Origin of the sequence: Dyadobacter crusticola DSM 16708 (assembly GCF_000701505.1) — a bacterium.
GTDB lineage: Bacteria > Bacteroidota > Bacteroidia > Cytophagales > Spirosomataceae > Dyadobacter > Dyadobacter crusticola.
Genome location: NZ_JNJB01000011.1, coordinates 128,844 through 148,718, shown reverse-complemented (window position 1 = coordinate 148,718; position 19,875 = coordinate 128,844). Strand labels below are relative to the sequence as shown.

Sequence of the window (19,875 nt, the reverse complement as noted above, 5' to 3'; positions counted from 1 at the left end):
AGTTCTGCGGCAAAGCCGGTTTCTAGTAAATTATATTAAATGCTTGTTACAGCGATTTCTTTCTTTAAAGCTTCGAGGAAAAGATCGGCTTCTTCTTTGCCCAGGGCAAGAGAAGGTAAAAGGCGGATCGTATTTGCCCCGGCAACTCCCGTAAACATTTTGTGTTCAAAAAGCAGCCTGTTACGCAGGTCTTTTACAGGGAAGTCATATTCTATCCCAATCATTAATCCACGTCCCCGCAACTCTTTATATCCGCCGATCTCCTTAATTCCTTCAAACAAATATTCACCGATCTCGGCTGCATTTGCAATCAGGTTTTCCTTTTTCATAATATCCAGCACTGCAACACCTGCTGCGCAAGCCAAATGGTTGCCGCCAAATGTGGTACCCAGCAATCCGTAGCTTGCCTTGAATTTTGGTGAAATCAGAATACCTCCGATTGGAAATCCATTACCCATTCCCTTGGCCATTGACATAATATCGGGATCAATGCCGCTGAACTGGTGGGAAAAGAACTTGCCGGTTCTTCCGTATCCGCATTGCACGCTGTCGAGTATCAATACTGCGCCGGTTTCGTCGCATTTGCGTCTGAGTGTTTGCAGGAATTCGTCAGTACAAACATTGATTCCGCCTACACCCTGGATTCCTTCGACAATTACTGCGCAAACCTCCTCTGTGATTCCCTCGCTCGCAGCCTGCACATCGTTAAACGGCAGAAAAGTTACGTGCTCCTTGTAATTGACGGGCGCTACAATCGATGGATTGTCGGTAGCAGCTACCGCGCCGGCTGTGCGGCCGTGGAATGATTTGGTAAAGGAGATAACTTTCGTTCTTCCATTGTGAAAAGAAGCCAGCTTTAATGCATTCTCATTGGCCTCAGCGCCTGAGTTGCAAAGAAAGAGTTTATAATCAGGGTAGCCGGACAATTCACCCAGCTTCTCTGCCAGCTCTTCCTGCAAAGAGATCTTTACAGAATTGGAGTAAAAGCTGATCGCACCAAGTTGCCTTGTAAGTTTTTCAACATATTCAGGGTGGCAATGACCGACTGAAATCACCGCGTGTCCGCCGTAGAGATCAAGGTATTTTGTACCATTTGAATCCCATAAATAACTTCCCTCCGCCTTTACAGGCTCTATATCGTAGATCGGGTAAACATCAAATAAATGTGACATTGTGCTGTCTCTAAATGTGATTTTGAAAATTCTATCAGAACGCCGGTGCTTTCAACTTCAATCCCGCGTTTTCAGGTAATCCGAATGCAATATTCATATTCTGAACAGCTTGTCCGGAGGCGCCTTTGGTAAGGTTATCAATGATGCTCGAAATCAACAGCTGACCATCGTGTACTTCCAGGTGTACAAAGCACTTATTCGTATTAACAACCTGTTTCAGATCAATAGGAACGTCGCTTACGTGCGTAAATGGGTGTGACTCGTAATAGCTTTTGTAAATAGCATTTGCTTCTTCCAAAGTACCATCGAATGCCGTATAAACATTTGCCATGATACCTCTTGTAAAGTCACCCCGGTAAGGCACGAAGTTGACAGCTTCCGCAAACCCTGCCTGCAACTTGCCGAAGCTCATTTTTATCTCGGTCAAATGCTGGTGCGTAAATGCTTTGTAGATCGACATATTGTTGTTTCTCCACGTAAAGTGCGTGGTCGCACTCAGCGCCTGACCAGCTCCGGTACTACCCGTAACTGCGCTCACGTGAATTGCATCCTTGATCAATCCTGCATTTGCCAGAGGCAGAACAGCAAGTTCAATGCTAGTCGCAAAACAGCCTGGGTTGGCAATCCTGTTTGCTCCAATTATTGCTCCTCTTTGAAGTTCCGGCAGACCATATACAAACCCTCCGGTTTCATCCCGAAAGTCTGTACTCAGATCGATGACTTTGAGTGTTTCTGGCAGAGCATGTGCTTCCAGAAACTTCTTCGATTCACCGTGACCCGAGCACAGGAAAATCGCATTCAAATCTGGTTGATTCAGCAATTCCTGCGTATCGTCACCTGAAAAAAACAGCTCTGTATCTCCAAGTAAGTCGGTATGCGTAGCATAAACCGGCTTGCCTGCCTGACTTTTGCTGTGTGCAAAGGCGATATTTACATTTGGGTGATTGATTAAAATTCTAATCAACTCCCCGCCCGTGTAGCCGGCCGCACCTATAATTCCTATATTGATATCACTCATTTGTAATCCAGTTTTCAATCTGAAGTCCGCCAACTCTTTCAAATTCCCTGACATTGTTGGTGACCAAAATCAGTCCATGACTTAGTGCGTGCGCTGAGATCAGCAGGTCATTTGCTCCAATTACCTTTCCGGTACTCTCCAAGTCAGCCCTTATTGAAGCATAAGCTTCTGCTGCTGGTGTATCAAATCGAGAATGGTAAATGGTCTCAGAAAAGCTTCCAATGCTGCCTTATTCTTTTCTTTCAATTGACTTTTCTCAACACCATACCAAAGTTCAGCAACAACAATGGACGAAATTGCTATCTCCTTCCAATCCAAAGTCTGCAACTTATGTAGTACTTCAATCGGCCGTTTTTTGATAATGTAGGCCACTATATTGGTATCCAACAAATATTTCATTCGAATAAATTTTCAGATTTATCGAGAGGAGGCTGGATACGTTGAGTCAAATAATCGTCAGAAAAATCGGCAATGCTGCTCCACCAATTTTGCAACCCGTTTTCAATTTCCGCTTGCTGTTTTCTTTTCTCCAAAATAGATTCCATATACTCATAAAGCTCCTGAAGAACGTCAGCAGGCAGTTCCTGGACCTTCCTTTGGATCTTGCTTTGGAGTTCTATTTTAGTCATATCGGCTATTGATTTGCTTCCGTCACTTTCTGATAAATCATTACCTGATTCGACGCTACTTTAGAGAAGCCGCGTACGTCGTCTCCGGTCCAGGCGTTGTTCATTTCACCGTAGCTTCCGAATTTGGAAGACATCAGGTCGAATGGAGATTCAATTCCTTCTACATGGAAACGGTAAGGCGCAAGGTAAACATGCACTTTGCCAGTTACGTGCGACTGCGTATCAGTCAGGAAAGTTTCGATATTCCGCATTACCGGCTCGACAAACTGCCCTTTGTGCAACAAGCTGCCATACCAATTGGAAAGTTGTTCTTTCCAGTAAAGCTGCTGCTCGCTCAGCACGTGTTTCTCCAAAGTATGGTGCGCTTTGATAATAATCAATGGCGCAGCGGCTTCGAAACCGACGCGGCCTTTAATGCCGATAATAGTATCGCCCACGTGAATATCGCGGCCAATTCCAAAAGGCTGCGCAATAGCCGCAAGCTTTTGAATTGCTGCTACCGGATTTTCAAAACTTTCACCTGCGACCCCTTTTAGTTCCCCTTTGACAAATTCAAGAGTAATGCTTTCAGGTTCTGTTTTTGAAATCTGTGTCGGCCAGGCTGATTCAGGAAGGTATTTTTCAGAAGTAAGTGTTTCTTTTCCACCTACCGAAGTACCCCAGAGTCCTTTGTTAATGCTGTAAGCAGCTTTTGCCCACTCGCGGCCAACTCCTTTTTTAGTCAAATATTCAATTTCTGCTTCACGCGATAATTTCAAATCACGAATTGGCGTAATGATTTCTGCTTCGGGAATAATGATCCTGAAAGCCATATCAAAACGAACCTGGTCATTTCCGGCACCTGTACTTCCGTGCGCAATTGCGCTGGCGCGGATTTCCTTGGCATATTCAGCCACCGCGACCGCCTGAAACACACGCTCGGCACTTACTGAAAGTGGGTAAGTATTGTTTTTAAGGATATTACCGTAAATAAGGTATTTGATGCAATCATTATAGTATTCACTAGTCTTCGAAATGGTCGCGTGCTTTTTCACACCCAGCGAATAGGCATTTGCCTCAATGGTCTTGAGTTCTTCATCCGAAAAACCACCGGTATCCACCAATACTGAATGGACCTCGTAGCCTTTGTCTTCGGCTAAATACTTTACACAAAAGGAGGTATCTAATCCCCCGCTGAATGCTAATACTACTTTCGGTTGTGACATTATTTATTGGTATGGATACAGGTAAAAGACTCTAGTCAGTGAATTGCTAGCAATGTATCGGCTGGTATTCCCAGATTCCTGCTCAGCTCTCTGATCATTTTAATGGTTAAATTTCTTTTCTTACTTAACACTTCTGAAACTCGGTTTTCTCCTCCGAAATAAGGCGCCACATCTCTCCTTGTAAGATGAAGTTGCTCCATTCTTTCCTTGATCGCTTCAATGGGATCGGGCTTTGGAATGGGGAAATGCCTTTTCTCATAATCAATAGCGAGAATCGTAATAGCTTCCAGAATATCGAGTGCCCGTTTTCTTTCCTCAGGATCTTCCAAAAGGTCAGCATCGATTAAGCTATCGATCACTTTGCTTGCCTCTTTAAATTCCGCAGCGTTAGTAATCGGCAATATCTTAATATCGTCAAGAGCAATTGCTAGCTTTTCCATAAATCCCTATGTTATATCTCTTTAATATTCTCAATCCTGTCGTAATCGGCGTGAGTTCCCAGGAAGCGTACAAACACGAGTTGTTTTTCATACTCAAACTTTGCTATTAGCCGATACTTATTGTGCGCTATATTAAATACAATGCGACCGTTCCCCACTGTGTCTGCATTTTTAAAGAACTTGATCACTTCAACCGGACTCTTAAATTGGTTTTTTTCAATGGAGTCGTACCAGAATTCCAGTGCTGCCCTTGCATCAGATTGTTTATCCCAAAATGCTTTAAGTGTGCCCCTGGTAAAGATTCTCATGGTATAGGCAAAAGTACACAAGTTTTAGACAACGATATTCCCATTCTGGGAAAAGCTTGCGAGGTCGACAGAGTTTTATATTGTTAAACAAAAAAATACCTCGCATCGGGCTTGTTAAGGCTGCCGGGCGAGGTATTCAAAAGATATATAAAATCTGTAAATGAATGTGCTACTCTAATGTACGAGCACAGCCCCGGCGTTTTTCTTTTTAGCACGTTCTTCCCTTCGCAGCAAAATGCGTTGCTTAATGCGCATCCAGCGTTCGTAAAGGCCCGACTCTTTCAGAAAATCCCAGGAATGCTTTTCTTCAACTGTTACGCCGCTGTTAGCAGGAACAGCAGGTTCTTTCTCCGTTGGATCGTACATCATTCCCGTGCAAAGACAATGTTTTCTGCCGGTACGTGTAAGCACATCATAATTGACACAGCTTGCGCAGCCTTTCCAGAACGCGTCGTCAGCAGGAAGCTCACTGAATGTGACCGGCTCGTAACCCAGGTCGGAGTTGATTTTCATAACTGGCAAACTCGTCGTTATACCAATGATTTTCGCGTCCGGATACTTTTTACGGGATAGCTCAAAAGCCTTCATTTTGATCGCTTTCGCCATTCCGCTGTTACGGAAGTCCGGGTGAACGATCAATCCTGAGTTAGCCACAAACTTGCCGTGTTCCCAGGTCTCTATATAACAAAATCCAACCCATTCACCTGTATCGGTAGTGGCGATGATCGCTTTACCTTCCACCATCTTTTCCATGATGTACACCGGAGAACGTTTGGCTATACCGGTACCACGCTTTTTAGCGCTTTCCTCCATTTCAGCACAAATTATTTCGGCGAAACTGAGGTGATTTTCATTGGCAGTCTGAACGATGAACTTACTGCCCACTACTTCGGTATTTTTCATTGATGGCGATTCTGACAAAAATTCGAAAACAATAATTACTACACCCAGATAAAAACGATGGGACGTTTAGATTTTTAAGAAAAATTGGGGGTAAAAGATTTTACCACGTAGGTAAAAGATAATTATGCGGTCCGGGGGGACCTGAATCGGAAAGGCGTAGTATGAAGGACAGTATATGTGCCGTTGTTATTCATTGACTTTCAAGCGAGTCTAAGAAGGTGCAAATTTTGAAAAAAAAATTATCACACCAAAGAAACAGAAGATATATTTTTATGGTTCGGTTTCAATGAAAGTTTTCAATTACAGCAGCCAAAGTACCTTTTCATGTCAGCTTTAAATCCGGACGATATTCTAAACGGTTACATCAACGGAATATTTCCCATGGCCGAAGCTGATGGAACAATTTACTGGTATTCGCCCAATCCCCGGGCAATTATCCCGATCGATTCTTATAAGCCCGCGCGGTCTCTCCGGCCCATATTGAACAAGAATTATTTCGAGATTCGCGTAAATGCCGACTTCGAAGGCGTCATGCGCGGCTGCTCAGCGCCGAGGTCCAAGGAGCCCGGTACTTGGATTTCCGAGGATATTATCGCCAGTTACACTGAACTGCACCGCTTTGGCTATGCGCACAGTGTGGAAGCCTACCGCGAAAACAGGCTCGTTGGCGGGCTTTATGGAGTTTCAATCAATGGTGTATTTTTTGGCGAATCGATGTTCACCATCGAAAGCAATGCATCTAAGGTCGCATTCCATTATCTTATTCAGCTTTTAAAAGTGAATGGATTTGTGTTGCTCGACACGCAGTTCATCAACGATAATGTGCTTCGCTACGGAGCAATTGAAATCCCGCGTGAACAGTATCTGGAGAAGCTCAGAAACGCATTGAAAGTAAAAGTCAGATTTAACGGAACACCGCTGAGGCAAATCGTAGCGGGAAACTTAAATGCGCCTTTTCCTCAGAAATGATTTAATTTTGGTCAAAATCCACTACCTGGCACCATCCTCCTTAGGTAATGCCGCATTTTTGTACCAGAAGTGTCGAAACCCATTCTTGTCATCAAATTTGGAACTGCGTCGATCACGCTTGCGTCCGGGGAGCCGGATACAGGAAAAATCGCTGAAATAGCACGGCAGGTTTCCGAGATTCATTCAGAGTACCGCATTATCATTGTTTCTTCGGGAGCAGTTGGGGCGGGGAAAGCCTATATTCAAAACTATAAAGGCACGATGACGCAGCGAAAAGCGGCGGCCTCAGTAGGTAATCCGTTGCTTGTCGGGCTGTATGCAAGCTTTTTTGCCCCCAATCATATTTTTATAGCCCAGAGCTTGTGCGAACGTCAGCATTTTGCCAACCGCGACAAGTTTTTACAGCTGAAAGAAACGTTTGAAGAGCTTTGGGAAAATAACATCATTCCCATTGTCAATGAAAATGACGTGGTAAGTGACCGTGAGCTGAAATTTTCTGATAATGACGAGCTGGCCACTTTGCTGGCTGTCGGTTTCGGCGCAGAGTCGCTTATGTTTTGCACGTCAGTCGGCGGGTTGCTCGACGAGGACGGCAGGATCATTCGCAGCGTGACCAATGTTAATGAGGTTTTTAAGTTTGTAAAAACAGATAAATCATTCCTCGGCCTAGGCGGAATGGCCTCCAAACTTACCTTTGCAAAGCTGGCAGCTCGTATGGCGATCAGGGTTGTTATTTTTGGAATGAACAAAAAAGACGAGCTGCTCGAAGCGTTACAGGGAAATGCAGGTACGTTGATCACGCCGGGCAAAAGTACATTGTCGGCCAGAAACCGGTGGCTTGGCAGCGGCGGACTCGTTTCGGGAAGGTTGCAAATAGATGAAGGCGCTTCCAAGGCACTTTTGAAGAGGAAAAGCCTGCTTGCAGTAGGCGTTGTGGAAGTCAGTGGAGATTTTGAATCTGGCGAGATCATTGAGATTTACTCACCCGCCGGAGAAATGATCGCGGTGGCGCGTGCGAGGGTGACTTCGGTTGCTATTCGCGAGAATTTAAAGACATTGAATTTTGAAGTGGCTCACGCCAACGATATCGTACTGCTTTAATGGAATCGATCTTACCCCTTTTACAGGAAACACAAAAAGCATCGGCACAGGTGCGTAACCTGGATGGTACGCACAAGTCAGAAATGCTGCTTGATCTTGCGGCGAGAGTTCTGGAAAGTTCAGCGGCAATTATGGCCGAAAACCAGAAAGATCTTGCGGTAATGGACGATGCTGACCCCAAAAAAGACAGATTGCTCCTGACGGAAAAGCGCATTCAGGATCTCGCACAAAGTATGCGTGACGTCGCAGCATTGCCGGATCCTGCCGGGGCTGTTTTGCTGGAACGCACCATAGAGCAAGGTTTATCTTTACAGAAAATTGCAGTACCGCTGGGGGTCGTGGGGGTAATCTACGAGTCACGCCCTAATGTAACCCTGGACGTGGCGGCACTTTGCCTCCGCTCCGGAAATGCGTGCGTTTTGAAAGGCGGGAAGGAGGCGCATTATTCAAATCTTTGCTTGGTCGGATTGATACACGAAAGTCTGGCTAAATTCGGTATTGACCCTGCGGCAGTGATGCTCTTGCCTACTGACCGTAAGTTTGTCAGCGAGCTGCTTACCGCCACACGTTTTGTTGATATTATCATTCCCCGCGGCTCCGAAAGTCTGATTAAGTTCGTGAGAGAAAATTCTTTGGTACCTACCATTGAAACCGGTGCAGGTGTTTGTCATACATATGTCGAAAAAACCAGCGACCTGGACAAAGCTGCTGCGATTGTTATAAATGCAAAAGTTTCACGCCCGTCGGTTTGTAACTCACTGGACACGATCTTAGTAGATCAGCAAGTAGCGGACGCTTTTCTGCCCAAACTCAAAGAAGAGTTTGTCAAATGGAATGTTGAGGTTTTTGCGGATGAAATTTCCTTTCCCGTGTTCGAAGAAGCAGGTTATCCTTTCTTGCAAAAAGCGCAGGCGGAGGATTTTGGACGCGAGTTTCTGGATTATAAGTGCTCCGTAAAGGTGGTGGATGGACTTGATTCGGCCTTGGAACACATCCGAACATTTTCTTCCCGGCATTCAGAAGCAATTATCTCGAAAGATGAAAATGCGATTGACCGGTTTTTAAAAGAAGTAGACGCGGCAGCTGTTTATGCGAATGCCTCGACGCGTTTCACGGACGGTGCTGTATTTGCATTAGGCGCCGAAATAGGAATTTCAACTCAAAAATTACATGCCCGCGGCCCATTTGCATTGGAGAAACTAGTGACTGAGAAATGGATTGTCAAAGGGGATGGACAGGTAAGATGGTAAAAACTGCGGAACAAATACAAATATTGACAGATGAGGCGATCTCACTTTTGAAGAGCCTGATCGAAACACCTTCGTTTAGCAAAGAGGAAGCCGGAACTGCGCTTTTGCTGGAAGAATTTTTTGAAAAAAAAGGAATTCCCTTTGAAAGATTAAAGAACAATATCTGGGCAAAAAACCTTCATTTCGACGAAAGCAAGCCTACTATTCTCCTAAACTCACATCACGATACAGTTAAGCCAAACAAATCCTGGACACTTGATCCTTTTCAGGCGATTGAGGAAGATGGAAAGCTGTTTGGACTGGGCAGTAATGATGCAGGCGGTTGCTTGGTAGCGCTAATTGCCACTTTTTGCTATTTCTATGATCGTGAGAATTTAGCTTACAACATAATCATTGCGACTACGGCCGAGGAGGAGATATCCGGTAAAGAAGGTCTTGAACTTGTTGCACCGTTGCTGCCGGAAATTTCATTTGCGATCGTTGGCGAACCTACTGAAATGCATTTGGCTGTTGCAGAAAAAGGGCTGCTTGTACTTGATTGTACCGCCAAAGGTAAGTCGGGCCACGCGGCGCGAGAGGAGGGTGAAAATGCAATCTACAAAGCATTGAAAGATATCGAATGGATCACTAAATACCAGTTCCCAAAAGTTTCGCCTACGCTGGGGCCGATCAAAATGTCGGTAACCATTATCAATGCAGGTACGCAGCACAATGTGGTGCCCGATACCTGCGTGTTTACGGTTGATGTGCGGGTGACAGACCAATACACTTTAGAGGAGGTGATTAGCGAAATTCAGGAAAATATCCAGTCTGAAGTAGTGCCACGTTCTATCCGCTTGCGGCCTTCAAGTATTCCCATTGAGCACCCGATTGTGTTTGAAGGATTGAAGCTGGGACGTGAAACTTACGGATCGCCCACTACTTCGGATCAGGCGCTCCTGGACTGCCCTTCGCTCAAAATGGGCCCCGGCCATTCTGCCAGATCACACAGTGCCGACGAGTTCATTTACGTTCATGAAATCGGAGAGGGGATCATACAGTATATAAAAATGATTGAAGGAGTTGTAATCCAATAATTTGCTATAATTGCCGAGGTTAACCTAATTGTTTGGCAATGGAATTCTACTCCGAAGAAGATATCAAGTCTTTCCATCATGTCCGGTTTATGTACATCACAGCTACATTGACCGGACATATTTTTACTATTACATTAAACCGGCCCGAGAAGAGAAATGCATTCACGCCAACAATGGCGGAGGAGATTATCTATGCGTTGGCTTATGCGCATTACGAGCGGGAAGTGAGATGCGTGGTTGTGCAGGCAGCAGGAAAGGTTTTTTGCGCCGGCGCAGACTTGAATGCATTTCACGACGCCACTGTGAATCAACAGAATCCTACTTTACCTAAAATACGCGAGGATGCTCGCCTGGGTGATGCATTTGACGCATTGCTAAAACCAGCTATCGCGAAAGTGGAAGGTGCTGTCTTGGCCGGCGGTTTCCTGATTATATGCGGCTGTACTTTTGTGGTGAGTACCCCTGGTGCGATTTTCAGTCTGCCAGAAGTAAAACGGGGTATCTGGCCAATGCAGGTTATGGCGTCTTTGGCGAAGATTGTTCCTGAGCGAAAAGCGCTTGAACTGGCGATAACAGGGCGGGGCTACACTGCAGGTGAGGCGCTTGACTTTGGTTTGATAACTGCAATTGAGGCAGAGGAAGAGATTGACTTTGAAGTGGATGCACTCGCCGATTTGATTTGTGCAAATGCGCCTCTGGCGATTAAAGCTGGTATTTCAGCATTTCAGCAAATGAAACATGTACCCGAAAGCGATCGGCACACATTCCTGAAAGGACAATTGGAAGCTTTGCTACAAAGCGAAGATGCAAAAGAAGGTGTACTAGCTTTCAAAGAAAAAAGAGAACCAAGCTGGAAAGGAAAATAGTTGACCGCCGAAAGCCGAAAGCCGAAAGCCTAGTTCACCGGCACAATCTCAATTTCTTCCCCATACCGGTTGTGAAACTTGAAATCCACTACTCCCAAAGAGCTATCCTTGGTCAATTTAACCCAGGTTTTGTAATGGAAAAACCATTTCATCTGCTCTGACATCAACCCTTTTGTAAAGTAGGAATGCAGGAACGGGTGAAGCGAAATTGTTATGCCCCGCTCATTCTGTTTGGTAAGAATGTAATCCAGATTATTTGCGATCACATCAGAAACAAGGATACTTGCCTGAATCGTGCCCGTTCCGCCGCAGGTAGGGCAGGTTTCGCGGGTAACGATGTTCATTTCCGGCCTCACACGCTGACGTGTAATTTGGAGCAGACCGAATTTTGAAAGTGGAAGAACCGTGTATTTTGAGCGGTCGCCTTTCATCTCGTCGCGCATCGTATCAAAAAGAACGCGTTTGTTTTCCGCTTTCTTCATGTCAATGAAATCGACTACGATAATTCCGCCCATATCGCGTAAACGAAGCTGGCGGGCAATTTCTTTGGCAGCTTCCAGGTTTACACTTAATGCAGTAGCTTCCTGATCTTCCTCGGAGTTGGACTTATTACCGCTGTTTACATCAATAACGTGCAAAGCCTCGGTATGTTCGATAATCAGGTAACCGCCATTTGGCAAGCTTACTGACCTTCCAAAAAGCGACTTGATCTGCTTTTCAAGCCCAAACTGTTCAAACAGCTTATTTTTTCCATTATGCAGCCTCAGGATGTTCTCCTTGTCAGGCGCGATATTGTGGATATAGGCTTTGATATCTTCGTAAACATCCTTCGAATCAACTGTAATGCTGTCGAATGATTCATTGAGCATATCCCGGATAATGGAAGATGCGCGGTTCATTTCACCTATAATGCGGTCACGAGGCTTCGCGTCGCGCAGGTTTTTGATACCGTTTTCCCACTTATCAAGACAGTCCTGCAAGTCCCTGTTGAGCTCGTCCACGTCTTTTCCGGTAGCCACAGTCCGGATAATAACACCGAAGTTCTGAGGTTTAATGGAAGACATCAGCCTTTGCAAACGGTTCCTTTCCTGTTTGTCGGTAATCTTCTTAGATAGGTTAACCGAGTTGGAGAAAGGCACCAGTACAATGTAGCGGCCTGCAATGGAGATATCGCAAGAAAGTCGCGGACCTTTTGTAGAAATAGGCTCTTTGACAATCTGAACGAGAATGGGCTGGTTTTTGGAAAGTACCTTATCAATTTTACCAAGCTTCTCAATTTCCGGCTCCATCTTGAAATTATTGAGCTTGCCGGAATTGGCCTTCTTGGATATAACGTCTTTGGTGAGTTTGTTAAGGGAGTTGATATTGGGACCCAGATCAAGGTAATGCAGAAATGCATCTTTTTCAAAGCCCACATCAACAAAAGCGGCATTGAGCCCTGCAACCAGCTTTCTGACAGTACCAAGGTAGATATCTCCTACGGTAAAGCTTTGATCCGGCGTTTCGACGTGATATTCTAAAAGACGTTTATCCTGCAAAAGGGCTATACGTTCTCCCTTTTGAGTAGAATTGATTAGTAATTCGTTACTCAATGTTCAACCAACTGAATGGCTATATAATGTTGATACTTAACCGCCCGCTTTCCAGGAAATGAAAAGGGGTATTGCAAATGTAGTGAAGAAGGATGACCGGATCTTTATGAAAAATCCGGTCATATTAATTATTTCTTCTTATGTCTGTTCTTTCTAAGTCTCTTCTTTCTCTTGTGAGTTGAAATCTTATGTCTTTTTCTTTTCTTTCCGCAAGGCATAATTTATGTCGTTTATAATAAAAAATTAATTCTCTTATTCGTTGTGGATCAATTGTTCAGGCGACCTTCCAGCTCACCGACGGCTTGCTGAATGACCGGATCTTTTTCTTCTTTCTTAACCTCTGCAAGTACTTTACGCGCCTGCTCCTTGTCGCCAAGCTCAACCAGCGTCAGACCAAGATAAAACTTAGCCTTGGTATTCGCCGGATTGTTCGTCAAAATCTGTCTGAACCTGTCAGCAGCTTTCGAGTACTGGTTCGACCTCAGGGATAGTATACCCAGATTGAAGAGCGCCAGTTCATTGGTTGGATCTGTATCCAGCACTTCACGCAGCATCAAAATACCCTGCATCGGATTTTCTGTGTTCACGTAAGTCATGGCCATGTTCGACTTTGCAGCAAGCAGGCCAGGATTTTGATCCAATGCTTTTTGATAAAATTCCCTCGTTTTAGCACCCAAATTTTTCGCCTTCTGATCATCTACTGCAAAGCCGTAAGCTTCATAGTAGCGATCGCCGGTGCGAAGGAAATTTTCGGCAGTAGGAGCTAAAACAGCTACTTGTTCCGCATAAAATGCAGCACTGTCAAATTTCTGGAATTCAGCAAACTTATCAGACAATTGCAGCCCAGAGGAGATCTTTTCTTTTGCATTTGCCTGATTGAAGCCGCTTCGGAGCCGATCAACCGTTTTTTGCTGATCGGGAGTCAAAGCGGCTCCATCATGCTTTGGAGATGTTTCAGACGCACTTCCGGTTGAAGCCGAAGCAGTCTGGGTTTTCTCCTGGTCCACTTCTTTGCTTTTTGTATTCACAACACTTTTGGGAAGACTGAAAAGCGTTCCGACAAGAGCAACTGCAAGTACACAAGAAAGGAAAATGGATTTTTTCATAACATTATAACCTGGGGGGCAGGTAAATTACTTTTCAGCGACTGCTTTTAGTTTGTCACTTTCCTTAACCTGTTCAACGAAGACCTTGGCAGGTTTGAAGCTAGGTACGAAATGCTCGTCAATAATCATTGAAGTTCCCTTCGAAATATTACGGGCAACCTTACGCGCACGTTTTTTATTAATAAAACTACCAAACCCTCTAACATAAAGGTTTTCGCCCTCAGAAAGGGAATCCTTTACCACGGTGAAGAACGATTCCAGCGTTTGCTGAACGTCGCCTTTGTCAACACCTGTTTTTTCAGAAATCTGTGCGATTACGTCTGCCTTAGTCACTTTGATTGTTTACTTTAAGTGGATATTATTTCATTTATTTACTTACTCCTCTGAATTTTGGGAACACAAAGGTACGGTAATTTTACCAGAATTTAAAAGAACGACAATTTCATTTTTTTTCTAATTGATTAAATGACAGTCTCTAATGACGAAAATATATTGAACCCTGATCCTGACCTGATAACGAGTTTTAACAAAAAATTAAAATCATGGTATATAAAAAATCATAGACAGCTGCCCTGGCGGGAAACCAAAGACCCATATAAAATTTGGTTGTCAGAAATCATCCTGCAACAGACCCGGGTAGCTCAGGGAATGCCTTATTACGAGAAATTCCTCCTTTATTTTCCAACGGTTTTCGACCTGGCCAATGCCGACGAACGTGATGTGCTGCGTTTGTGGCAGGGGTTAGGGTACTACTCCCGCGCCAGGAATATGCATTTCACCGCCAGGCAGGTTGTAGCGGAATATGGCGGCGCTTTTCCCGCAACTGCTGCGAAACTTTTAAAGCTCAAAGGACTGGGCGCTTATACAGCAGCTGCAATTGCCTCTTTTTCATTCGACGAGCGGGTGGCCGCGATCGACGGGAATGTGTACCGCGTTATGTCCCGGATTTTCGGGATCCAATCTGATATGCTGGGCAATGAGGGCAAGAAGGAGTTTGCATTGCTTGCTGGTAAGCTGGTACCTGCCGATGATCCTGCTACTTACAACCAGGCGATGATCGAGTTTGGTGCATTGCAATGTGTTCCGGTTTCACCGGCCTGCCACATCTGTCCATTTACGGATATATGCTTTGCATTTGCGCACAACATGCAAAACCAGCTTCCGGTTAAAGTCAAAAAGTTGAAGGTAAAGCATAGATACCTAAACTATCTAGTGATCCAATCGGGCGAAAAGCTGGCGATGAAGGAGCGGGGAAGTAAGGATATCTGGCAAGGTTTGTACGATTTCCATCTTGCCGAAACCAAAGATCCGGTAACTGATCCGGAAGAGTTGTTGGGTGGCGTTTTTCCATTTAGTTTACTTCAAAGCGGACAGCTCAAACTCTTCACAAAAGTATACACGCACATTCTCACGCACCAGCGGCTGCGGGTACGCTTCTGGTGGCTGGAAATTTCCGCAGACAATACAATAGAATTGCCGACAGGCTTGACTTTTTACACAAAGGATCAGATAGAAACGCTTCCGAAACCGATTCTCATTGATACTTTCTTAAAAGAGGAAAATTACCTGTAAATGCTTAAAACTGATAGCTATGGCAAGTTTTAGTTTGAATTCCAGTCAGGTTGAAGAATATAATCGTGACGGTTATATCGTAGTGAAAGGTCTTTTTGCGAAAGAAGAGGTCGATAAGCTGTACCGAACTGCGCTCGAAAACTCGGTAATGCAGAAGAATGCAATGGACTTGAATGACCAGTCAGGCAAAAAAACGAAGTTGTCGCTATGGTTTACCCCGGGTGACGATGTGTTCGGGTACCTGATCCGAAGCGAAAGAATGGTCTACTCTGTTTGGCAGCTGCTTGGGCAGGAAAGTCAGGTTTGTCATTTTCATACCAAACTGATGCAAAAAGAGCCGAAAGTCGGAGGCGCCTGGGAGTGGCATCAGGATTATGGTTATTGGTACAAAAATCAATTTATTTTTCCCGATCAGTTAATGAGCGTAATGGTGGCGCTCACGCCTGCCAACAAGGAAAATGGATGTTTGCAGGTAATCAAAGGCTCGCACAAAATGGGTCGCGTCAATCATGGATTTGCCGGCGAGCAGGTAGGTGCCGATATGGAAATGGTCAACCACGCGCTCAAAACAATGGACCTTATTTACTGCGAGCTGGAACCCGGCGACGCGCTGTTTTTCCATAGCAACCTGATGCACCCTTCTGAGGCGAACCTGTCAGACCAGCCGCGATGGTCTTTGATCTCCTGTTACAACTCACAATCGAATCTGGCTTACGCAGAAATGTCTAACTCCTGGAAAGTACCAGTTTCCACAGTACCCGACCACGAATTGCTTGAATGGGAAGCGAAATCGTTTGGAGATGCTGATTTCTTGAAAAAAGAAAACGATCCTGCATTGAAGACGACGGGGTGGGAGGCGGAGGTGAAGACGGTGGGGTAAGGGACAATTGTGGTCATTTATTGTCACTGGGTCATTAATGGTCATTTCAGTCATCCCTGACTTTATTTAAAACTACAAATCACCAGAAATGACAACTAATAACAATAAATGTCCATCAATGACAATTGATGACCAAAAATGACCAACAATAACTATTTCTAAACAAAAATCCGTATGCAAAAAATAGCAATGCTCGGCTCCGGCTTTATCGGGCGGTTTTATGCTGAATCTATCCACGGACAGCGCGGCCGCGACAGGGTAGTGGCTATTTATGCACGACGGGATGAAAGTGCAAAGAAGTTTGCAACTGATTATGGCTGCGATTTCTGGTCGTCCGATATGGAAGAAGTAATTGCCCACCCCGATGTGAACATGGTTTGCATTGCTTTGCCCAATAACATTCACGAAGAGGCGGTAATGCTGTGCGCCAAGCATAAGAAGGCAGTTGTATCCACAAAACCTTTGGGGCGAAATGGGGAGGAAGCATTGCGGATGATGAAAGCGGTGGAAGAAGCCGGGATTTTCGCTGGCTACCTGGAAGACCTTTGTTATACCCCGAAGTTTCTCAAATCACTGGAAAGTATTAAAAATGGTTCGTTGGGCCGCATTATCTGGGCTAAGTCAAGAGAGGCGCACCCGGGACCACATAGTGAATGGTTCTGGGATATCGAACAGGCCGGCGGCGGCTGCATTCTCGATCTGGGCTGCCATTGCATTGAAATATCACGGAATTTCATCGGGAAAGATATAAGGCCGGTGGAAGTAATGTGCTGGGCAGATACGCAGGTTAAGCCCATTGATGCCGAAGATCACGCAATTGCATTGGTAAAATATGAAAACGGGGCGATCGGACAGTTTGAGGTAAGCTGGACTTTCCGCGGCGGAATGGACCTGCGCGACGAGGTAATGGGAACAGAAGGTACAATCTGGATCAATAATTTCCTGCGTACAGGTTTTGAAATGTTCACCACCGGCCAAAATCCTGACGGTAAGGGAGAGGATTACGTAGCCGAAAAAGCTGAAAGCAATACCGGCTGGCTGTTCCCGGTCGGCGACGAAGTGAATGATCTGGGATATAACCACATGTTTACAGATATGTTCAATTCAGCTGAAAAAGGTACGGAGCCTGCTGAAACTTTTTACGACGGCTACATTGTCAATTCAGTAATCGATGCGGCTTATAAATCGGCGAAGACCAAGCTTTGGGAGAAAGTTGAATTGCCTGTGTGGCGCGGCAGAGAGGGAGTAACCAAGCCTTCCAACTACGTTTCCTACAATGACGAATATTACCTGATCAAGCAGGAAGTAACCCACGACGGAAGGAACAAGCTTATTTTGAAAGATAAAATCAGCGGCAAAATAACCGAGCAGGACATTTAGCCGCTCATTTATTGAATATCTCATATCTTTAAATTTTTAATTCAATCCACATCTGAGATCATGGCAGGAAGTGTTAATAAAGTGATTTTAATAGGTAACCTCGGCAGCGACCCTGAGGTAAGATACCTGGAAAGCGGCTCCGCAGTAGCGAAATTCAACATCGCTACAACTGAAAGTTATACCAACAAAAACGGCGAAAGGATAGACAATACCGAGTGGCACCGCATTGAATTGTGGGAAGGCCTCGCGAAAGTAGCTGAGAAGTACCTTAAAAAAGGTAATCAGGTTTACATTGAAGGCCGCATCAGAACAGACAGCTGGACTGATAAGGAAGGTCAGCAGCGTACCGGCGTGACGATCCGCGCGAGTAGTATGACATTGCTTGGCGGACCGTCGGGATCAGGCGGCGGTGCAGAGAACGGAGGCGGATATCAGCAGCAATCTTCGCAGCCCAGAAGCAACCAGGCACCCCGGTCATCCGACCCGATACCTCCATCGCTGGCAGCCGGTAGCAACGACGACGACGATCTGCCATTTTAATCTTGCGAGGATTGAATCGGGGGTATTGGGGGGCTGAATGTAATTATTAAAAGGGAAGTACCTTTTTAAATGCATATTAGCTACATTTATCTTATTGAACATTTACATCCACCTATTCTGATATTTCGTGAAAGAAGCCGAAGATAGTGACGACCCGCTTGCCCGAACGCGTACGGGGATTTCCATTCCCCAACCATGTACGCGATCCATTCTGGCAGGGGCGATTATACCCGTTGATTTCTTAGCTCCCTACGATTTAATCCTCGTAATATTTCTCTTCCTCTTTTCACTTTCCCTTTCAGGAATACGGGCTGCTTACGCGGCAGCTGGTGCCATGGAGAACCCGTGGGACCGCAAGCCTGATGAGGAAAACCATTTGCCTACCCGCATTCAGCAGCTTGCCCTGTCGCTCGTTCAACGCGCATTGACATTATTTGCATTGATACTGGCCGTAAGATTGGTATGGATCTGGCTCGAACAGTCGCAAAATGAAAATGTGCGCTGGATTGCATTAGGCATGCTCGCATTCTGGATCTGGCTTGATGCTATTGTCCGCTTTAATGCAGCAAGGCGCGCCAATGAACTGATTCCCCGTCTTGCGGGTCTTACAAGGGTTTTGATCAAAATCGCGAAGCCGCTTACCCAGCCTGTACTTAAACTAGGCTACTTCTTCGGGATATTCACGCCCGAGGGTGCGGAGATCACCACAGAAATGCTGGAAGCCAAAGCCGAAAGTGAGGAAGAAACTGACCTGCTGCGCGGTCTCGCCAACTTCCGGCAGACTAACGCGAAAAAAGCAATGCAGGCGCGCCTGCACATCACCGCTTTTGATATTGAACTGAACTTTCACGAGTTAATGGACAAGATCAACAAGTCGGGCTACTCGCGGGTACCTATTTTTCGCGACGATCTTGATCATGTCGAGGGAATTCTGAATGTAAAAGACCTGCTCCCGCATATACATCTCGACGAGCATTATAACTGGCAAAAGCTGATCCGTCCTGTGTATTTCATCCCTGAAAGCAAGCGGCTTGACGATCTGATGAAGGATTTTCAGAACAAGCGCGTGCACATGGCGATTGTGGTTGACGAGTATGGCGGAACAAGCGGACTCATCACGCTGGAAGATATCATTGAAGAAATATTCGGGGATATCAATGATGAGTATGATGAAGACGAAGAAGTGAACTATACTCAGGTCGATGAGAATACCTATGTTTTCGAAGCCAAGGTGTTGATCAACGATCTTTGTCGCCTGCTGCACTTGGAAACAGATTACTTCGATGAGGTAAGAGGGAACAGCGAGTCGCTTGCCGGACTGTTACTTGAATTATTCTCGCAGCTTCCGAGAACCGGCGAGGTAGTGACGCATCGCAAAGTGACCTTCAAGGTGCAGTCAGCGGATAAGAAGCGGATCAAAAAAGTAAGGGTACTGGTAGGTTAGCTAATCCCGCTTGTTGTCAGGAGCTGCTTTTGAGAAGTACCTGATCTCGTATAATTCCTGATTTTTACCTGAAAGATATGGAGCCTGGGCTTTTTTCAGCACCAGGCTCTTTTTGTCTAAATGCAGGATTTGGTAACCATTCATCACCTTTCCAGTCGAATCAAGATAGACCAATGAATCGGAGGAAATGAGCTTGTAAGCAGATTTGCGGTATTCTCCTTTGCGCCGCTCAAAGAGCGACCCATCCTTTCTGTACTCGAAATAAGACCAGTGCGCGTCTTTGGTATTATTGGTAAAACTGAATCCATTTACATAGTTCGAAATGGAATCAGTTCTCCACAAGCCCACTATATCTTCTTCATGGGACGCGCAGCCGGTCAGCATAAACGGGAAAGCAAGTATGATCAGCAGCTTTTTCAATGTT

The 19,875-nt window shown here is 45.3% G+C and carries 21 protein-coding genes and 1 pseudogene; 10 read left to right on the top strand and 12 right to left on the bottom strand.

All coding sequences use genetic code 11. The annotated features are described in order from the left end of the window. Positions 1 to 35: 35 nt before the first annotated feature. The 8 genes and pseudogenes from Q369_RS0115340 to Q369_RS0115305 form a co-directional block, all read right to left on the bottom strand. Entirely contained in the window at positions 36 to 1,172 is a 1,137-nt protein-coding gene (locus Q369_RS0115340) for an aspartate aminotransferase family protein (protein ID WP_031528681.1), read from the bottom strand. Positions 1,173 to 1,206: 34 nt separating this feature from the next. After that, complete coding sequence (argC, locus tag Q369_RS0115335) at positions 1,207 to 2,190, bottom strand: N-acetyl-gamma-glutamyl-phosphate reductase (RefSeq protein ID WP_031528680.1); 984 nt, start codon at positions 2,188 to 2,190, stop codon at positions 1,207 to 1,209. Continuing rightward, positions 2,183 to 2,589, bottom strand: a pseudogene (gene vapC / locus Q369_RS29495) (type II toxin-antitoxin system tRNA(fMet)-specific endonuclease VapC). The gene argC and the pseudogene vapC overlap by 8 nt, the downstream one beginning before the upstream one ends. Further along, the gene (locus Q369_RS0115325) at positions 2,586 to 2,819 is read right to left on the bottom strand and encodes a hypothetical protein (RefSeq protein WP_031528679.1); all 234 of its coding nucleotides are present in this window, start codon (positions 2,817 to 2,819) and stop codon (positions 2,586 to 2,588) included. The pseudogene vapC and the gene Q369_RS0115325 overlap by 4 nt, the downstream one beginning before the upstream one ends. A gap of 5 nt (positions 2,820 to 2,824) precedes the next feature. Beyond that, the gene (locus tag Q369_RS0115320; RefSeq protein WP_031528678.1) at positions 2,825 to 4,024 is read right to left on the bottom strand and encodes an argininosuccinate synthase; all 1,200 of its coding nucleotides are present in this window, start codon (positions 4,022 to 4,024) and stop codon (positions 2,825 to 2,827) included. 35 nt (positions 4,025 to 4,059) lie between these two features. Then, complete coding sequence (locus Q369_RS0115315) at positions 4,060 to 4,464, bottom strand: helix-turn-helix domain-containing protein (RefSeq protein WP_031528677.1); 405 nt, start codon at positions 4,462 to 4,464, stop codon at positions 4,060 to 4,062. 11 nt (positions 4,465 to 4,475) lie between these two features. Continuing rightward, on the bottom strand, positions 4,476 to 4,772 hold the full coding sequence (locus Q369_RS0115310) for a type II toxin-antitoxin system HigB family toxin (protein ID WP_031528676.1): 297 nt from the start codon (positions 4,770 to 4,772) through the stop codon (positions 4,476 to 4,478). A gap of 174 nt (positions 4,773 to 4,946) precedes the next feature. Continuing rightward, the gene (locus tag Q369_RS0115305; RefSeq protein WP_031528675.1) at positions 4,947 to 5,675 is read right to left on the bottom strand and encodes a GNAT family N-acetyltransferase; all 729 of its coding nucleotides are present in this window, start codon (positions 5,673 to 5,675) and stop codon (positions 4,947 to 4,949) included. Between the two features lie 324 nt (positions 5,676 to 5,999). Here Q369_RS0115305 and aat point away from each other — a divergent pair, with 324 nt between their 5' ends. From aat to Q369_RS0115280, 5 genes are all read left to right on the top strand, one after another. Further along, entirely contained in the window at positions 6,000 to 6,644 is a 645-nt protein-coding gene (gene aat / locus Q369_RS0115300; protein WP_051664084.1) for a leucyl/phenylalanyl-tRNA--protein transferase, read from the top strand. Positions 6,645 to 6,713: 69 nt separating this feature from the next. Beyond that, positions 6,714 to 7,745: a glutamate 5-kinase gene (gene proB / locus Q369_RS0115295; protein ID WP_031528673.1), complete on the top strand. Its 1,032-nt coding sequence runs from the start codon at positions 6,714 to 6,716 to the stop codon at positions 7,743 to 7,745. Beyond that, the gene (locus tag Q369_RS0115290) at positions 7,745 to 8,995 is read left to right on the top strand and encodes a glutamate-5-semialdehyde dehydrogenase (protein ID WP_031528672.1); all 1,251 of its coding nucleotides are present in this window, start codon (positions 7,745 to 7,747) and stop codon (positions 8,993 to 8,995) included. Before proB ends, Q369_RS0115290 begins: the two co-directional genes overlap by 1 nt. Next, positions 8,989 to 10,071 carry a M20 family metallo-hydrolase gene (locus Q369_RS0115285; RefSeq protein ID WP_031528671.1) on the top strand — a complete coding sequence of 361 codons (1,083 nt, stop codon included), beginning with the start codon at positions 8,989 to 8,991 and terminating at the stop codon, positions 10,069 to 10,071. The genes Q369_RS0115290 and Q369_RS0115285 overlap by 7 nt, the downstream gene beginning before the upstream one ends. Before the next feature lie 38 nt (positions 10,072 to 10,109). After that, positions 10,110 to 10,937 carry an enoyl-CoA hydratase/isomerase family protein gene (locus tag Q369_RS0115280; protein ID WP_031528670.1) on the top strand — a complete coding sequence of 276 codons (828 nt, stop codon included), beginning with the start codon at positions 10,110 to 10,112 and terminating at the stop codon, positions 10,935 to 10,937. Between the two features lie 29 nt (positions 10,938 to 10,966). Here the strand turns inward: Q369_RS0115280 and Q369_RS0115275 are convergent, their stop codons facing one another. The 3 genes from Q369_RS0115275 to Q369_RS0115265 all read right to left on the bottom strand — a co-directional run bounded on the left by Q369_RS0115275 (position 10,967) and on the right by Q369_RS0115265 (position 13,968). After that, the gene (locus tag Q369_RS0115275; protein ID WP_031528669.1) at positions 10,967 to 12,529 is read right to left on the bottom strand and encodes an Rne/Rng family ribonuclease; all 1,563 of its coding nucleotides are present in this window, start codon (positions 12,527 to 12,529) and stop codon (positions 10,967 to 10,969) included. A 266-nt stretch (positions 12,530 to 12,795) separates the two neighbouring features. Next, a complete protein-coding gene (locus tag Q369_RS0115270) occupies positions 12,796 to 13,635 on the bottom strand; it encodes a tetratricopeptide repeat protein (RefSeq protein WP_031528668.1) in 840 nt (279 codons plus the stop codon). 27 nt (positions 13,636 to 13,662) lie between these two features. Next, the gene (locus Q369_RS0115265) at positions 13,663 to 13,968 is read right to left on the bottom strand and encodes an HU family DNA-binding protein (RefSeq protein WP_026631310.1); all 306 of its coding nucleotides are present in this window, start codon (positions 13,966 to 13,968) and stop codon (positions 13,663 to 13,665) included. Positions 13,969 to 14,100: 132 nt separating this feature from the next. On the opposite strand from Q369_RS0115265, the gene mutY reads away from it, so the two are divergent. The 5 genes from mutY (at position 14,101) to Q369_RS0115240 (ending at position 19,451) form a co-directional block, all read left to right on the top strand. Then, positions 14,101 to 15,207, top strand: coding sequence for an A/G-specific adenine glycosylase (mutY, locus tag Q369_RS0115260; RefSeq protein ID WP_031528667.1), 1,107 nt, complete (start codon positions 14,101 to 14,103; stop codon positions 15,205 to 15,207). A 19-nt stretch (positions 15,208 to 15,226) separates the two neighbouring features. Beyond that, positions 15,227 to 16,087 carry a phytanoyl-CoA dioxygenase family protein gene (locus tag Q369_RS0115255; protein ID WP_031528666.1) on the top strand — a complete coding sequence of 287 codons (861 nt, stop codon included), beginning with the start codon at positions 15,227 to 15,229 and terminating at the stop codon, positions 16,085 to 16,087. A 174-nt stretch (positions 16,088 to 16,261) separates the two neighbouring features. Beyond that, complete coding sequence (locus Q369_RS0115250; protein ID WP_031528665.1) at positions 16,262 to 17,467, top strand: Gfo/Idh/MocA family protein; 1,206 nt, start codon at positions 16,262 to 16,264, stop codon at positions 17,465 to 17,467. A 60-nt stretch (positions 17,468 to 17,527) separates the two neighbouring features. Continuing rightward, complete coding sequence (locus Q369_RS0115245) at positions 17,528 to 18,007, top strand: single-stranded DNA-binding protein (protein WP_031528664.1); 480 nt, start codon at positions 17,528 to 17,530, stop codon at positions 18,005 to 18,007. A gap of 127 nt (positions 18,008 to 18,134) precedes the next feature. Further along, on the top strand, positions 18,135 to 19,451 hold the full coding sequence (locus tag Q369_RS0115240) for a transporter associated domain-containing protein (protein ID WP_031528663.1): 1,317 nt from the start codon (positions 18,135 to 18,137) through the stop codon (positions 19,449 to 19,451). Here the strand turns inward: Q369_RS0115240 and Q369_RS28380 are convergent, their stop codons facing one another. Beyond that, the gene (locus Q369_RS28380) at positions 19,452 to 19,871 is read right to left on the bottom strand and encodes a putative periplasmic lipoprotein (protein WP_051664083.1); all 420 of its coding nucleotides are present in this window, start codon (positions 19,869 to 19,871) and stop codon (positions 19,452 to 19,454) included. Positions 19,872 to 19,875: the final 4 nt, after the last annotated feature.

Bases quoted from the DNA above. Each gene is read 5' to 3' on its own strand.
- Q369_RS0115340 (WP_031528681.1), bottom strand. From the start codon at position 1,172: ATGTCACATTTATTTGATGTTTACCCGATCTACGATATAGAGCCTGTA.
- argC (WP_031528680.1), bottom strand. From the start codon at position 2,190: ATGAGTGATATCAATATAGGAATTATAGGTGCGGCCGGCTACACGGGC.
- Q369_RS0115325 (WP_031528679.1), bottom strand. From the start codon at position 2,819: ATGACTAAAATAGAACTCCAAAGCAAGATCCAAAGGAAGGTCCAGGAA.
- Q369_RS0115320 (WP_031528678.1), bottom strand. From the start codon at position 4,024: ATGTCACAACCGAAAGTAGTATTAGCATTCAGCGGGGGATTAGATACC.
- Q369_RS0115315 (WP_031528677.1), bottom strand. From the start codon at position 4,464: ATGGAAAAGCTAGCAATTGCTCTTGACGATATTAAGATATTGCCGATT.
- Q369_RS0115310 (WP_031528676.1), bottom strand. From the start codon at position 4,772: ATGAGAATCTTTACCAGGGGCACACTTAAAGCATTTTGGGATAAACAA.
- Q369_RS0115305 (WP_031528675.1), bottom strand. From the start codon at position 5,675: ATGAAAAATACCGAAGTAGTGGGCAGTAAGTTCATCGTTCAGACTGCC.
- aat (WP_051664084.1), top strand. From the start codon at position 6,000: ATGTCAGCTTTAAATCCGGACGATATTCTAAACGGTTACATCAACGGA.
- Q369_RS0115290 (WP_031528672.1), top strand. From the start codon at position 7,745: ATGGAATCGATCTTACCCCTTTTACAGGAAACACAAAAAGCATCGGCA.
- Q369_RS0115285 (WP_031528671.1), top strand. From the start codon at position 8,989: ATGGTAAAAACTGCGGAACAAATACAAATATTGACAGATGAGGCGATC.
- Q369_RS0115280 (WP_031528670.1), top strand. From the start codon at position 10,110: ATGGAATTCTACTCCGAAGAAGATATCAAGTCTTTCCATCATGTCCGG.
- Q369_RS0115270 (WP_031528668.1), bottom strand. From the start codon at position 13,635: ATGAAAAAATCCATTTTCCTTTCTTGTGTACTTGCAGTTGCTCTTGTC.
- mutY (WP_031528667.1), top strand. From the start codon at position 14,101: ATGACAGTCTCTAATGACGAAAATATATTGAACCCTGATCCTGACCTG.
- Q369_RS0115255 (WP_031528666.1), top strand. From the start codon at position 15,227: ATGGCAAGTTTTAGTTTGAATTCCAGTCAGGTTGAAGAATATAATCGT.
- Q369_RS0115250 (WP_031528665.1), top strand. From the start codon at position 16,262: ATGCAAAAAATAGCAATGCTCGGCTCCGGCTTTATCGGGCGGTTTTAT.
- Q369_RS0115245 (WP_031528664.1), top strand. From the start codon at position 17,528: ATGGCAGGAAGTGTTAATAAAGTGATTTTAATAGGTAACCTCGGCAGC.